The organism is Halomonas qaidamensis (assembly GCF_025917315.1).
Lineage (GTDB): Bacteria > Pseudomonadota > Gammaproteobacteria > Pseudomonadales > Halomonadaceae > Vreelandella > Vreelandella qaidamensis.
Genome location: NZ_CP080627.1, coordinates 1,243,650 through 1,256,481 on the forward strand (window position 1 = coordinate 1,243,650; position 12,832 = coordinate 1,256,481).

The window sequence follows — 12,832 nt, forward strand, 5'->3', positions numbered from 1 at the left end:
ATGAATATCAGCATAGGCGAAGCAAGGCGCTGGCGCGACCCCGTGGCTTAGGTATACTGACAACTCATTTTGTAACTGGAGAGGCTGACGTTGAACGACGATACTTCCCCTGCAGCCATACTGCGCAAGCGCCTTTATTGGCATTCCCGTCGTGGCATGTGGGAGCTAGATTTATTGCTGATTCCTTTTCTCGAGCACCGTTTTGATGGGCTGAGTGAGGACGAACAGCTAGCCTATCAGCGTTTAATTGAAGAAGAGGATCAAGACCTCTTTGGATGGCTGATGCGTCGTGAGTGGCCCGAGGAGCCATCGTTAAAGCGCATCGTGAAGATGATTGTGGACCATGCAGAAACTACCGATAACTCTGCTTATCGCACGCTCTAAAATACAGAGCGCTTTCCACGCTTTGCTGGCTGTTGGGTTATGTGCAATGGCGGCATGGCTGATAGGCTTATGGGTCGCGATACTATCGGCTTTAGTCGCCTTGCTGTTGCTAAGCCGAGAGTATCGCTATCAACCTACGGGCGGGCTGAGGGTTGTAAAAAGCGACTATCAACTTAGTGCTCAGTGGTTGTCAGAAGAAGGTGAGCTTGAAAACGAACAACCGGTTAATGCGGACTACGTAGGACCTTGGTTAATCGGACTTCGAGTTGGGCCACAGAGACTTTGGCTATGGCCTGATAGCTTGCCAGCCCATAGCCAACGAGCGCTGAGGCGCTTATGCCATCGTCCTGGGCGATAGTTGCTTAAGTGACGACTCGGATGCCATGGTGTCTTGTTGGTGTTTAGGCCAGTCAATTGAGTAATGCAACCCACGTGATTCATGCCTTTGAAGCGCTGCTAATACCGTTAACTGCGCTAGCCAGAGCGCTTGTTGCAAGCGCACACTTTCCGGATGTCTGCGCTTTTCATCTATATCGTCAAGCTGCATTTCAAGGTCGCTTAGCTTATCGTAAGCGATACTTAAACCGTGATTGCTACGAACAATTGAAACATATTGGCTCATAATGGCGCGCATCTCGCTGCGTAAAGCAGTGAGTGCTGACATTGGAATTGAGATCTCTTGCTGGTCTGGCAACTGCTCTGATCGTTGTGATGCATCAGTGTGATCGCCTGGCAAATTTTTGCACTGAGTTTTCTGTGTCTGTGTTTTCTGTGACTGTGCTAGCAAGTGCTTTGCACAGCTTCTTGCGTACACCAGGCATTCTAGTAATGAATTACTGGCCATACGATTGGCGCCATGCAGTCCCGTATAAGCAATTTCACCAACAGCATAGAGATTGGTGACGTGAGTTGCGCCGTGATGATCGGTAGCAACACCACCACAGCTGTAATGAGCAGCAGGGACGACTGGAATGGGCTGGCAGGTAATATCAATTCCCCGAGAGGCGCAATGAGCCAAAATGGTAGGAAAGTGATGACGGATAGCCGTTTCTCCAAGGTGGCTGATGTCTAGCCAGACATGCCCTTGGTGACTTTGTTGAATTTGTGAATCGATAGCTCGGGCAACCACGTCTCTAGGGGCTAGCTCGGCGCGAGAATCGATATCGGGCATAAACCGATGCCCAGCTTCATTTAGCAAACGCCCACCCTCTCCTCGAACGGCTTCGCTAATCAAAAAAGCAGGCCCTTCTGGGTCAAACAGGCAAGTAGGATGAAACTGCTGAAACTCAAGATTCATTAGTTTCGCGCCCAACTCAGCCGCCATTACCATACCTTCTCCACTACTTGGCGAGGGGGTAGTGGTATGGCGATAAAGGCCGCTTGCACCACCGGTTGCCAGAGCAACGTGCTTAGCAAACAGCATCTGTTGGTGCTGCTGTCGATCGACGCCTTCCGCGCCAATGCAGCGTCCTTCGGTATCGCTAATCAAATGCAAGATGGTCAAGTCACTGCGCTGAATAATGTTGGGATGTGCAGCTACTTTTTCGTATAACGTATCGACTACCGCGCGACCAGTCGCGTCATCCGCATGAATAATGCGGCGTGCGTTATGGCCTCCCTCGCGGGTTAAATGGAAGGGGTAGCGAGCGCTGGGGTCTGGGTCTGGAGTAAAGGGTACGCCGTTGTTGATTAGCCACTGAATGGCGTCTGGGCCATGAGTGACAGTAAAGCGGACTGCATCTTCATCGCACAGGCCATCGCCAGCAATGAGTGTATCTCGTATATGTGCCTCTAGGTCGTCATCCGGTGAGAGAACGGCGGCTATTCCCCCTTGCGCCCAGCGGCTGGCTCCTTGGTCGTCCAGGGCGGGTCTCACTAACGTCACCGAGAGATGATCGGCAACTTCAAGTGCTAGGGTTAGGCCGGCGACGCCGCCGCCGATAATAAGTACGTCGGATGTTGGCGTGCTCATGGGACCCGATCCTCTTTTCACATTCATAACGCGGTAGGTGCTAAACGCTAAACGCCTTTTACGCGATAGATAACAGAAGTGGCATCATAGCGTGACTGCTTTCGCTTGGCGATGAGTGGGCGCGAAAAATTGCTTTCAGTGCATATAGATAGAGGCGAAAGACTGGCATGCAATAGATAGGGGGATGGGCTTATGAGGCAGAGCTACCAGCCTGGCTAACAGATGCTAAAAAGTGACCAATAGAAGCTACTGGATACGTTCTTTATAGGCTAAGACAACTGATAGTTTGCTATCGCCTAATAGGCTGACCAAACGTGCGATGAATAAATAAACTGGAAACAAGTAGGAAGGGGTGTTGCAGTATATGGTGCCCGGAGCCGGACTTGAACCGGCACGGAGTTACCTCCGAGAGATTTTAAGTCTCTTGCGTCTACCAATTTCGCCATCCGGGCAGTGTATCGATGAAAGATTGCTATTCGTCGTCACACTTAAAATGGAGGCTGGAGTCGGAATCGAACCGGCGTACACGGAGTTGCAGTCCGCTGCATAACCACTCTGCCATCCAGCCTTACAAGTCATTGGAGCGGAAAAGTAGATTTGATCGGACTGGCGTTCCAGCTCACGACCCTCTCTTGCTTTACCACATTATCCAAGTTGGAGCGGGAAAGGAGATTCGAACTCCCGACCCTCGCCTTGGCAAGGCGATGCTCTACCACTGAGCTATTCCCGCTTGACTCGAGGGCGAATTATACGCATTGCTGCGCACTTGTCAATTAATGAATTTATCTGAAGCCTCTGTTATGCAACAAGTCATTACATAGAGCGACTCAAGTGTGGCCAGGCTGCTTTGAGGTATTGGGCCATTGACCAAAGCGTAAGAATGGCGGCGGCGTAGAGAACAACAACGCCAATGAGTGCAAGCTCATGCCCTGGTGGGAAGGCCAATAGTATGAGGAGAGCAACCATCTGTAGCGTTGTTTTAAGCTTGCCGATCCAAGAAACCGCGACCATTCCGCGCTTGCCCATTTCCGCCATCCACTCGCGAAGTGCTGAAATGACGATTTCACGACCAATAATGACCAGCGCGGGTAGAGTTAATACCAGAGTGTCAAAGCGCTCGATAAGCAGCGCTAAGGCAACCGCGACCATTAACTTATCAGCCACGGGATCGAGAAACGCGCCAAATGGCGTGGATTGATTCCAGCGGCGGGCTAGGTAGCCATCCAGCCAGTCAGTTACGGAGGCTAGCGCAAATAGGCCTGCAGCCACAGGCATGCTCCAGCTAAAAGGTAAGTAAAAAAGTACTACCAGTAGTGGAATGAAGGCGATTCTTGCCAGAGTCAGTATGTTAGGTATATTCATCGCAGGGCGCGATCCTTGCCGGAGAATCATAGAAGACGAAGTAGTGGAGAACATTCTATCCCCCTTAGTGCCTAGCATCCACGTTAACAACAGGTTTATCCGTTGAGAGATTGGTAAATAGTCTCGGCAAGCGAGGCATTAATGCCGGGTACACGTGCTAGTTCATCGCGACTGGCCTTTTGAACGCCCTGTAAGCCACCGAAGAAGCGTAGCAGTTCGCGCCGTCTTTTAGGGCCGATGCCGGGTATATCCTGAAGTGTTGAGGTGCGTCGTGCCTTGTCACGTTGGGCCCGATGGCCGGCAATAGCAAAGCGGTGTGACTCGTCACGAATATGCTGAATCAGGTGCAGTGCCGGCGAAGCTGGGTCAAGGGGGAGTGGGTTGTCGGTGGTTTCCAGAAAGAGCGTTTCAAGGCCTGCTTTACGAGTAGTGCCTTTGGCAACGCCGAGCAAAATGACATTGGTAACCGCTAGGTCGGTTAGTACGCCGCGGGCCATGTTGAGCTGACCTTTGCCCCCATCAATGATTAAAATGTCAGGTGCCACGGCTTCGCCACTTTTCACACGTTTGAGTCGACGTGTTAAGGCTTGCTGCATGGCTGCATAGTCATCGCCTGCGGCAACGCCCTCTATGCGGAAATGACGGTAATCGCTCTTGCGTGGACCCTGATGGTCAAACACTACACAGGAAGCCACGGTTGCTTCCCCATGGCTGTGGCTGATGTCAAAGCACTCTAGGCGCTCGGGTATTTTGTCTAGTGAGAGAGCTTTCTGAAGGGCTTCAAATCGCTGAGTAAGTTGGGTTTTATTAGCCAGCTGCGAAGAAAGCTGTTGCTCAGCATTAGTCATTGCTAGGTGCTGCCACTGAGCGCGATGGCCCCTAACTTGGCTGGTAACGCGAACGCGTTTTCCTGCTTGCTGAGAAAGGGCTTCAGCAATCAGTGTGCTGTCTTCAAGTGGATGACTGGTAATAACTTCACTTGGTACGTTATGAGGCTGTCCGAAGTAGTACTGGCTAACGACCTCTGTCAACAGCATGTCAGGCGGCAAATCTAGGTCGTTTTTGGGCGTATGATGGCGAGCGCCCAGTAAACGTCCATCGCGTACGCTAAGGATTGATATGCCAAGCACGCCAGGACGTTGGGCAAGTGCAAAAACGTCGGCATCGCCATGTTCATTATCGACAAACTGCCGTTGCTGCAGCTGGCGCAGCTGCTGTATCTGATCACGTAACCTTGCTGCTTCTTCAAAATTTAAGGCACGGCTGGCTGTTTCCATCTCCTCGCTAAGTAGTTGGGTGACATGTTCGCTTTTGCCTTCAAGGCACATAACGGCATGCTCTACATCGCGTCGGTAATCCGCTTCCGAAATGTAGTCGACACAAGGCGCGCTACAGCGCTGAATTTGGTATTGCAGGCAAGGGCGAGAGCGGTGGGCAAATACGCTGTCTTCGCAGTTGCGGATGCGGAAGATTTTCTGCATGAGCGCTAGGCTTTCTTTCACTGCCCCACTACTTGGATAGGGCCCTAAATAGCGTCCATCTCCCTTGCGCTGCCGTGCTCGCTTGTATTCAAGTGCGGGGTAGGCGTGCCGATCAGTAACAAAGATGAAAGGGTATGACTTATCGTCTCTTAACAGGATGTTATACGGTGGGCGTAGTTCCTTTATGAGCGTCTGCTCTAGAAGCAATGCTTCGGTTTCGCTGCGAGTAACAGTGATTTGGATATCAGCAATGCGTGCCACCATTGCCTGAGTTTTGGCGTTAAGCTGGCCGCGAAAATAGCTAGCAAGGCGCGCTTTTAGGCGCTTAGCTTTACCAACGTATAAGGTGTTGGTGTGCTCATCCAGCATTCTATAAACACCTGGGGAGGTGCTAACAGAACTTAAAAACTGCTTAGCATCAAAAGTCATAGCTGGCATCGGCGCTTCTAATCAACAGAAGTTGCGATGGTAGGACTATCCCATGATGGCGTCAAAGCCCTCGACTAAACCATAGCGCAGTGCCAAGTGGGTAAGCTCTACATCAGTGGCTACCTGTAGTTTGTCAAATAGCCGATAGCGGTAAGTGTTAACCGTTTTGGGGCTAAGGTGCAAACGGTCAGAAATATCCTGAACGCGCTGACAATTTACAATCATAAGGGCAATTTGTAGCTCTCGGTGCGACAAGTGCTGAAAGGGGTTGTCCTCATCAGTAAAATGGGAAAGCGCCAGTCGCTGAGCGATCTCTTTACTAACATAGCGCCTTCCGTGAAAGACTTGACGAATAGCATCGGTCATTTCAGTTGCGTCAGCGCCTTTGCTAAGGAAGCCGATTGCTCCTGCTTCTAGCATAAGTCGTAATGCGCTATCTTCCATATGCGCGGTTAAGATCAGTACCCTAACGTCTTCCATTGTTCTATGAATACGTCGAGTTGCTTCAAGGCCTCCGATGCCAGGCATGCGAATATCCATCACAACAATGTCAGGTTTTAAGCGACGGCATTCAGTGACTGCGCTTTCACCATCGTCAACTTCGCCTACGATCTTGATATCGCACTCTTCGTTAAGCAGGTGAGCAATACTGGTTCTCACCAGGTGATGATCATCGGCGATTAAAATTTTGATCAAGGTGCTGGCTCCTGCATAAAATCATCGTAGTGGTGGGCGAAAGCCACGGTTGCAAGGTATAGAGTGCCACAGCTCTTATCAAAGGAGAATTTAGTTGATCGTTGTTCATCATTAGCTTGACGTTAAGCGATCTGTCAGCGTACTATTTTTCGCCGTTATAGGAAGCGATTTGAAAACGTCGCTTAAAAGTATGTGGGGCCTTAGCTCAGCTGGGAGAGCGCAACACTGGCAGTGTTGAGGTCAGCGGTTCGATCCCGCTAGGCTCCACCAATTTGTTATTGTTAATAATATTGTTGGCATTACTGACATTGTTGATAGAATCCAAAAAAGCGCCCATGGTAATGGGCGCTTTTTTTTAACTATTTATTCGTCAAATGAACGTTTGGGTTTTCTGGCTATTCGTCAGTAATTTTACCGAGCAGTAAAAACTCAATCAGGGCTTTTTGAGCGTGCAGACGGTTGCCTGCTTCTTGCCATACGACAGCGCGCGGGTCATCTAGCAGAGTGGTGCTAATCTCTTCACCGCGGTGAGCAGGTAAGCAGTGTAGGAAAAGCACGTCAGGTTGTGCGCTGTCGAGCATCGCTTCGGTGACTTGGAATCCGGCAAAATCGGTTTCACGCTTAGCCTGTTCTTCTTCCTGCCCCATGGATGCCCACACATCTGTAGTAATCAAGTCGGCCCCTTTGACGGCTTCTTGTGGGTCGTGCAGCAGTGTGATGCAGTCGCTGGCCGCTTCCATGATGTCAGCGCGAGGTTCATACCCTTTCGGGCAGCAAATGCGCAGATGGAAGCCAAATTGGCGAGCAGCATTAATCCAAGAGTGGCACATGTTATTGCCATCCCCCACCCAAACCGCCGTGCGCCCTTTTACACTGCCGCGTAGTTCGGTCCAGGTCATCACATCCGCCAATAGTTGGCAGGGGTGATAGTCGTCACTCAAGGCATTAATGACAGGCACGCTGCTGGCGCTTGCGTAAGCCTCTAGTCCCGCGTGGGAGAAGGTGCGGATCATTACCGCATCGACCATTTCAGACAGCACTCGGGCAGTATCTTCGATAGGCTCGCCGCGCCCTAACTGTGTGTCGCGGGGGGAGAGAAAGAGCGCATGGCCGCCGAACTGTGCCATGCCGGTTTCAAACGATACGCGGGTGCGGGTGGATGATTTTTCAAAAATCATCGCCAGCGTGCGGTTAGGCAGCGGTGTGTACACCGGGCCGTTAGCCTTTAGCTCGGTTTTGATCTTAATCGCACGCTGAATCAGGTACGCCAGCTCATCTGGGGTTAAATCCAGCAAGGTTAAGAAATGGCGTGTCGCCATGATGGTATCTCTCCGCGCAAAAACACTATCCTAGCGATGCTAGGGGGGATGCGCAACGCGCCTGGCATGCGTAGAATGAGTCGCTATATGTAAGGCCGAGTAGTTTGCTCAAGTATTAACTTGCACAGCAATAAAAGGTAATCTTCGGCTAAAGGGTTAAAGCCAGTTAACGAATTGCGTAAACTGGCGCCATAACATTCCTTGTTTCTAGGAGCACATCATGAGCACGACTGCCGAAAATATTCAGCGCCAAATTAGCGAAAACCCTATCCTCATCTACATGAAGGGCACGCCACAACTACCGCAGTGCGGTTTTTCCGCGCAAACAGTACAGGCGTTGATGAGCTGCGGCGAACGTTTTGCCTTTGTTAACGTGTTGGATAATCCAGACGTTCGCGCTGAACTGCCGAAAATTGCTAACTGGCCAACCTTTCCGCAACTATGGGTCGAAGGCGAGCTGGTAGGCGGTTGCGACATCGTAGTCGAGATGCATCAAAGCGGTGAACTTGAGAAGCTGATTAAAGAAGCTGCCCAACGCGTTGGCGCTGCTGAGAGCGGCGACAACGCTTAACGATTAGTGCCCCATGCCGCTCAGTCGTTAGAGCTGCTAGTCTATGAGACTGTTGGTTTACCAGTCTATAAGCTGGGCGGTTGGCGGGCTGCAGCGCAGCCGCTAGAATGGTGCTCTTTTCGCATCGACAGTTAGCCCGCCAAAGGAAGTAGTGCTCAATGAGCTATCAGGTTCTGGCCCGCAAATGGCGGCCGCGTACATTCCACGAGCTCGTGGGCCAGGCCCATGTTCAACGCGCCTTAGTCAATGCCCTTGACCAGGGCCGTCTTCACCACGCTTATCTATTTACCGGCACCCGAGGTGTGGGTAAAACAACCCTTGCGCGTATTCTTGCTAAATGCCTCAACTGCACCGCTAATGGTCGCGGCGATGAAGGCATTACCTCGACGCCCTGCGGTCAGTGCGACAGCTGCCAGGCGATAGATGAAGGTCGGTTTGTTGACTTGATTGAGGTTGACGCTGCTTCGCGAACAAAAGTTGAAGATACCCGCGAGTTGCTTGATAACGTGCAGTATGCGCCAACTCAAGGGCGCTACAAGGTGTACCTGATTGACGAGGTACACATGCTGTCGACCAGTAGTTTTAACGCGCTGTTAAAAACGTTGGAAGAGCCGCCGCCCCATGTGAAGTTCTTGCTGGCCACTACTGATCCGCAGAAGTTGCCTGCCACCGTACTCTCACGCTGCCTTCAATTCACCTTGAAACATATGCCCCCAGAGCGGGTGGTGGAACACCTAACCTATGTTCTGGGTGAGGAAGGCGTTGAGTATGACGAAAGTGCTTTGTGGCTGTTAGGTAAAGCCGCAGAAGGTTCAATGCGCGATGCCATGAGCTTAACCGATCAGGCTATTGCCTTTGGCCAAGGTGCGATTCGCCATGCAGATGTTGCTGCCATGCTGGGTACCTTGGATCATCGCCACGTATTGGCACTGGTGGAAGCCTTGGCAGATGTGGATGTTCAGCGACTGCTAGCTGAGGTTGCGCAGTTATCGGAGCAAGGGCCTGATTTTGCAGCCGTATTGGATGAGTTAAGCGCGGTATTGCATCGTTTGGCGGTAGCGCAGATGGTGCCTGATGCCGTGGATAATAGCCACGGTGATCGAGCGCTTATTCAACAGTTAGCAAACCGTTTTACCGCTGAAGATATTCAGCTTTACTACCAGATTGGTATTCAGGGGCGTGGCGATATGGTGCATGCGCCTGATCTACGTAGTGCCTTGGAGATGACCTTACTGCGTATGTTGGCATTTCGTCCTCAGGGAGTGCCAAAACCGCCTACCACACCGCTACCGCTGCGTCGCGAGCCGCCAGCGTCTGACGTGTCGGATGTCCCTCCTGCGACACAGGCAAGTGCTGCTGCAGAGCCTGTGGCAAAAAAGTTTGAGCCTGCGTCGCCAATGGGTCAGGTTAACGCACCTGACCCCGCTGCTGCGCAGGCGAATGCTGAATCAGACATTGATAAGCCAGCCACTGATGAGGCATCCAGCGCGCTAGATGCTCTTTCGTCAGACCAGGCGCCGCCATGGTCGCTTGATGAGGTAGAGAGTGCGGCTATGCTTGCGCCAGAGCCAGAGCCAGAGCCAGAGCCAGAGCCAGAGCCAGAGCCAGAGCCAGAGCCAGAGCCAGAGCCAGAGCCAGAGCCAGAGCCAGAGCCAGAGCCAGTTTCCTCTGATGTACCTGTTAATGCTGCCAATTCCCAGGATACGGATGGTGATTGTCTCGATCATGCTGGGTGGCTGGCATGCTTTAGTGCGCTTGGGTTGGGCGGTCTTACGCGTAATTTGGCAGCACACTGTCAGCTTGAAAGTGATGATGGTCAGAAGGTAGTGCTACGGCTTGATCCCAGTCAGTCTGCTATGCAAGCTGATGTACACAATAGCCGTATTGAGCGCGCGCTAAGCAGCTATGGGTTACCGCGGCGTGTCGAATTTACAGTGGCTGATTTGGCGCCAGAGCTTGAAACGCCACGTCAGCAGGAAGAGCGTCAGCAGAAAGAGCGTCACTTATTAGCAGTTGATCTATTACACCGCGACCCCAATATACATAAGCTACAGCAGGCATTTGGGGCTACGCTCATTGAGTCAACCGTTAAACCTGCGTCTGACAAACGTGCTTAGCCGCGATGGTTGACTCGCAATGTTCATATTTTTGTTCCTTAAGGAGATAAGCGCATGTTTAAAGGTGGAATGGGCAACATAATGAAGCAAGCCCAAGAAATGCAGGAGAAGATGCAGCAGGTTCAAGAAGAAGCTGCGAAAGCAGAAGTACATGGCGAAGCGGGCGCGGGTATGGTGAAAATCACCATGAATGGTCGCCATGATGTCATCGATGTCAACATTGACCCCAGTGTTCTTGAAGAAGATAAAGAGCTTCTGGAAGATTTGCTTGCCGCGGCCGTGAATGACGCTGTTCGCAAAGTAGAAGCAAATTCCAAGGCGAAGATGGAAGAAGCAACGGCAGGCTTAAACTTGCCACCCGGCTTTAAGATGCCGTTCTAAACCATGCGTTTTTCCCCGCTTGTTGAGCAACTGATGGACGCTTTTCGCGTATTGCCAGGCGTTGGGCCGAAAACGGCTCAACGTATGGCTATGCATTTACTAGAGCGCGAACGCCCAGGTGGACAGCGGTTGGCGGCGGTAATTCAGCAGGCCATTGAAGAAGTAGGTTATTGTCAGCGCTGCCGTACATTGACCGAAGCGGATATCTGCGTGCTGTGCGAAAGTAGCCGTCGTGATGATTCACTCCTGTGCGTTGTGGAGTCACCTGCTGATCAACTTGCTATTGAGGAGGCGGGCGGCTTCCATGGTCGTTATTTTGTGTTACATGGCCATCTCTCTCCTCTGGATGGTATTGGCCCTGATGCCATCGGCTTAGATTTATTGGAAAGCCTCATCGCAGAGGGCAACATCCGTGAAGTAGTGCTTGCCACCAATCCCACTGTGGAAGGCGAGGCGACAGCACACTTTATTGCTGCCCAACTTTCTCATTACGGTGTCTCTTTCTCTCGGCTCGCCTATGGTGTGCCCATGGGGGGGGAACTTGAGTATGTCGACGGTGGTACGCTAAGCCGCGCCTTTAATGGTCGCCAGCCTTTTGCCAGCGATTGACCCTTACAAAAAACGCAAACGCTTATGCGCTTGTGCCAACCCGGAAGTGTGCTTTGTCCTCTTTAGCCCCCCCGTTGTATCAATGGATTGATAGTGCTGACGCCTTAGATGCTGCTTGCGAGCAAGTCGCCGGTGCCAGTGTCATTGCCCTCGACACTGAATTTTTCCGCGAAAATACATTTTTTCCGGTGCCAGCGCTTGTTCAATTCACCACGGGTGATACGGCTTATTTAGTCGATCCGTTGAGCACGCCCTGTACTGCTGCCTTTCGTGACTTGCTGCAAAATAGCGCCATTAAACTACTGCACGCGTGCAGTGAAGATTTAGAGGTTTTCCAGCATTGGGCAGGCGTATTACCAACACCACTTATCGATACACAGGTTGCGCAGGCTTTTTTAGGTGAAACCCCCGGCATGGGCTATCAAAAACTGGTAGAGCATTGGATGGGAGAAACGCTGCCTAAAGAAGAAACGCGTTCCAACTGGTTAGAACGTCCCTTGACGCCCTCTCAGTGTGAATACGCGGCGTTAGATGTTATTTATTTGCTGAAAGTGTGGAGATTACAAGCTGAAAAGCTTGAGCAACTAGGTCGACGTGAATGGCTTGACGATGAGTGTGCCAGCCTGATTGAGCAGGCGGGACGCAGTGTTGAAAGCGACGGCCAGTGGTATACGCGCCAGCGGCAGTTATGGCGTCTTGATCCCCATCAGCTTGAGGCCTACCGTTTAATGACCATTTGGCGGGAAGGGGAAACCCGGCGCCGTGATTTACCGCGTAACTGGTTAGTCAGCGATAAACTATTGTTTGCGGTAGCGGAAAAAATGCCCAAAAACCGCTATGAGTTGGCCGAGATTGAGGGAGTCAAACCGCCGCTGATTAAAAAAGAGGGCGACACGTTGTTAGCGCTGGTGAAGCAGGCTCAGCACTGCCCTGAAGATAATCTGCCTGCGCGTTGGCCAGATCCAATGCATCCTGCGTTTAAGCGGCGCTTTAAAGCACTAAAAAAAGTGGTGGTTGATAAGGCGGCTGAATTGCAAATAGCGCCGGAAATGCTATTGCGGCGGCGAGATATTGAGGGGCTGGTGATGCAGCGGCTCGCTAATCAGCCGCTAACGCCTCCTGGTGGCTGGCGTCATACTTACCTAACTCAAGAAATTTATCAGGCGCTTGAGGAGTCATCGCAATGAGCGAGAAACTGCTTTGTGAAATTTTAAAAAGCTCACGTAAAGACGAGATGTACCTCTATATAGACAAGCAGAAAGGGTTGTCATCCGTACCCGAGGCGCTAATGGAAACCTTTGGTAAGCCAGTGCCGGTACTGACAATGATATTGACCGCCGACAAAAAGCTGGCTCGGGTGAACGCAGCCGATGTGATGTCCGCCATCCAAGAGCAAGGCTTTTATCTACAAATGCCGCCTGCGAAAGAAGCCTATTTGCTGGATGTTCACCGTGCGCAAGCGGCTAACCGCGAATGAATGTTTTGCTATGAACGTTTTGTTATGAACCTTT

Annotated in this window: 13 protein-coding genes and 4 tRNA genes; 9 read left to right on the forward strand and 8 right to left on the reverse strand. The window is 51.5% G+C overall.

Going from position 1 to position 12,832, the window contains the following annotated elements; translation table 11 throughout:
* Nucleotides 1-90: 90 nt before the first annotated feature.
* Nucleotides 91-384, forward strand: coding sequence for an FAD assembly factor SdhE (locus tag K1Y77_RS05825; RefSeq protein WP_030070298.1), 294 nt, complete (start codon nucleotides 91-93; stop codon nucleotides 382-384).
* Nucleotides 344-742, forward strand: a complete 399-nt coding sequence (locus tag K1Y77_RS05830) for a hypothetical protein (protein WP_264430808.1) — start codon at nucleotides 344-346, stop codon at nucleotides 740-742. Before K1Y77_RS05825 ends, K1Y77_RS05830 begins: the two co-directional genes overlap by 41 nt.
* Here the strand turns inward: K1Y77_RS05830 and nadB are convergent.
* From nadB to uvrY, 7 genes are all read right to left on the reverse strand, one after another.
* Nucleotides 719-2,356 carry an L-aspartate oxidase gene (nadB, locus tag K1Y77_RS05835; RefSeq protein ID WP_264430810.1) on the reverse strand — a complete coding sequence of 546 codons (1,638 nt, stop codon included), beginning with the start codon at nucleotides 2,354-2,356 and terminating at the stop codon, nucleotides 719-721. The genes K1Y77_RS05830 and nadB overlap by 24 nt on opposite strands.
* Before the next feature lie 365 nt (nucleotides 2,357-2,721).
* Nucleotides 2,722-2,808, reverse strand: a tRNA-Leu gene (locus K1Y77_RS05840).
* A 42-nt stretch (nucleotides 2,809-2,850) separates the two neighbouring features.
* Nucleotides 2,851-2,924: transfer RNA gene (locus K1Y77_RS05845), tRNA-Cys, on the reverse strand.
* Between the two features lie 87 nt (nucleotides 2,925-3,011).
* Nucleotides 3,012-3,086 (reverse strand) — tRNA-Gly (locus K1Y77_RS05850).
* An 83-nt stretch (nucleotides 3,087-3,169) separates the two neighbouring features.
* Nucleotides 3,170-3,718 (reverse strand): CDP-diacylglycerol--glycerol-3-phosphate 3-phosphatidyltransferase, encoded by a 549-nt coding sequence (gene pgsA, locus K1Y77_RS05855; protein WP_030070301.1) that lies wholly within the window; start codon nucleotides 3,716-3,718, stop codon nucleotides 3,170-3,172.
* Nucleotides 3,719-3,813: 95 nt separating this feature from the next.
* Entirely contained in the window at nucleotides 3,814-5,628 is a 1,815-nt protein-coding gene (gene uvrC, locus K1Y77_RS05860; RefSeq protein ID WP_264431431.1) for an excinuclease ABC subunit UvrC, read from the reverse strand.
* A 45-nt stretch (nucleotides 5,629-5,673) separates the two neighbouring features.
* On the reverse strand, nucleotides 5,674-6,324 hold the full coding sequence (gene uvrY, locus K1Y77_RS05865; protein ID WP_264430812.1) for a UvrY/SirA/GacA family response regulator transcription factor: 651 nt from the start codon (nucleotides 6,322-6,324) through the stop codon (nucleotides 5,674-5,676).
* Between the two features lie 194 nt (nucleotides 6,325-6,518).
* Between uvrY and K1Y77_RS05870 the strand changes: the two genes are divergently transcribed.
* Nucleotides 6,519-6,594 (forward strand) — tRNA-Ala (locus tag K1Y77_RS05870).
* A gap of 125 nt (nucleotides 6,595-6,719) precedes the next feature.
* Here the strand turns inward: K1Y77_RS05870 and argF are convergent.
* Nucleotides 6,720-7,643 carry an ornithine carbamoyltransferase gene (gene argF / locus K1Y77_RS05875; protein ID WP_030070304.1) on the reverse strand — a complete coding sequence of 308 codons (924 nt, stop codon included), beginning with the start codon at nucleotides 7,641-7,643 and terminating at the stop codon, nucleotides 6,720-6,722.
* A gap of 220 nt (nucleotides 7,644-7,863) precedes the next feature.
* On the opposite strand from argF, the gene grxD reads away from it, so the two are divergent.
* The 6 genes from grxD to K1Y77_RS05905 all read left to right on the forward strand — a co-directional run bounded on the left by grxD (nucleotide 7,864) and on the right by K1Y77_RS05905 (nucleotide 12,798).
* Nucleotides 7,864-8,214 carry a Grx4 family monothiol glutaredoxin gene (gene grxD / locus K1Y77_RS05880; RefSeq protein ID WP_030070305.1) on the forward strand — a complete coding sequence of 117 codons (351 nt, stop codon included), beginning with the start codon at nucleotides 7,864-7,866 and terminating at the stop codon, nucleotides 8,212-8,214.
* Between the two features lie 158 nt (nucleotides 8,215-8,372).
* Complete coding sequence (gene dnaX, locus K1Y77_RS05885) at nucleotides 8,373-10,331, forward strand: DNA polymerase III subunit gamma/tau (protein ID WP_264430813.1); 1,959 nt, start codon at nucleotides 8,373-8,375, stop codon at nucleotides 10,329-10,331.
* A gap of 54 nt (nucleotides 10,332-10,385) precedes the next feature.
* Nucleotides 10,386-10,712 carry a YbaB/EbfC family nucleoid-associated protein gene (locus K1Y77_RS05890; protein WP_030070307.1) on the forward strand — a complete coding sequence of 109 codons (327 nt, stop codon included), beginning with the start codon at nucleotides 10,386-10,388 and terminating at the stop codon, nucleotides 10,710-10,712.
* Between the two features lie 3 nt (nucleotides 10,713-10,715).
* Nucleotides 10,716-11,321: a recombination mediator RecR gene (recR, locus tag K1Y77_RS05895; protein WP_030070308.1), complete on the forward strand. Its 606-nt coding sequence runs from the start codon at nucleotides 10,716-10,718 to the stop codon at nucleotides 11,319-11,321.
* Nucleotides 11,322-11,374: 53 nt separating this feature from the next.
* Entirely contained in the window at nucleotides 11,375-12,508 is a 1,134-nt protein-coding gene (rnd, locus tag K1Y77_RS05900) for a ribonuclease D (protein ID WP_030070309.1), read from the forward strand.
* On the forward strand, nucleotides 12,505-12,798 hold the full coding sequence (locus K1Y77_RS05905) for a YcgL domain-containing protein (protein ID WP_030070310.1): 294 nt from the start codon (nucleotides 12,505-12,507) through the stop codon (nucleotides 12,796-12,798). Before rnd ends, K1Y77_RS05905 begins: the two co-directional genes overlap by 4 nt.
* Nucleotides 12,799-12,832 lie beyond the last annotated feature (34 nt).